A 501-nucleotide genomic window follows, 5' to 3' on the forward strand; every position below is an offset into this window, starting at 1 on the left:
GATGACCCTCTGCTCCTCCAGCGTCTGCGCCGAGAACATATCGCGCATGGCGCGGCCGTACAGGAGCCGCATCACGGGGGCGACCACGCGCTTGTAGAACTTCTCGTGTCGGCCCGACATGACCAGGCCCCGCCGGACCTCCTTGCGGTGCCGTAGAGCTCGTAACACGATCTTGCTGAATCGTCCTGGTTGGCCGTGACCGGTGTGACGATTCGGCTGTTCGTGATGGTGTGACTACTCGGCCGTGGATCGTGGACGACGACTTGTGGGCGCTGATCGAGCCGTTGCTGCCGCCGTGGCCGGAGCGCTCGCCTGGGCCGCGGCCGGTGTCGGACCGGCTCTGTCTCCAGGGCATTCTGTTCGTCCTCCACAACGACATAGCCTGGCAACTCCTGCCCTTGGAGCTGGGGTTCGGCTCCGGGCAGACCTGCTGGCGTCGCCTGGACCGGTGGCAGAAGGCGGGAGTCTTCGACCAACTGCACCAACTCCTGCTCGCAGAGC

Annotated in this window: 1 protein-coding gene; it reads left to right on the forward strand. The window is 65.7% G+C overall.

Translation table 11 applies throughout. The features are described 5' to 3' along the window. Positions 1–248 precede the first annotated feature (248 nt). Positions 249–501: transposase (locus RM572_RS28850; RefSeq protein WP_394813726.1), on the forward strand; the 253-nt coding region annotated here is incomplete at its 3' end.

This window comes from Streptomyces hazeniae (assembly GCF_031845485.1).
Taxonomy (GTDB): domain Bacteria; phylum Actinomycetota; class Actinomycetes; order Streptomycetales; family Streptomycetaceae; genus Streptomyces; species Streptomyces hazeniae.